The following is a 350-nucleotide window of genomic DNA, read 5'->3' as shown; positions in this document are numbered from 1 at the left end:
ATCGCCAGCGGCACGCTCGCGGAGCTCAAAAAGCGGTTCCCCTCCGCAAAGGCGGAGTATGTGGAAAAACAACCGACATTGGAGGAGATCTTCCTCGCGATCGTCGGTAAAAAGGAGGCCATGTAAATGGAAACGGCGAAAAACCATTTTTTCAGCGACATGGGCGTCATGCTCGGACGCTCCATGCGCCATATTTTCCGCAGCGTGGACACCATCATCACGGTCTGCATCACGCCGATCGCACTGATGCTGCTGTTCGTCTATGTGCTTGGCGGGGCGATCCAAACCGGTACGGATCACTATGTGAACTACCTGTTGCCCGGCATCCTGCTGATCGCGATCGCAAGCGG

Annotated in this window: 2 pseudogenes; both read left to right on the top strand. The window is 56.0% G+C overall.

The window, feature by feature from the left end:
- A pseudogene (locus PTZ19_RS25295) lies at window positions 1-126 on the top strand (ABC transporter ATP-binding protein); the annotation flags it as partial.
- Window positions 127-350 (top strand): annotated as a pseudogene (locus PTZ19_RS25290) (ABC transporter permease); the annotation flags it as partial.

It is taken from the genome of Cohnella caldifontis (genome assembly GCF_029360585.1).
Classification (GTDB): domain Bacteria; phylum Bacillota; class Bacilli; order Paenibacillales; family Paenibacillaceae; genus Cohnella; species Cohnella caldifontis.
Note: the sequence above shows the minus strand (reverse complement) of the source record. Positions and strands in the feature narration are given on the sequence as shown.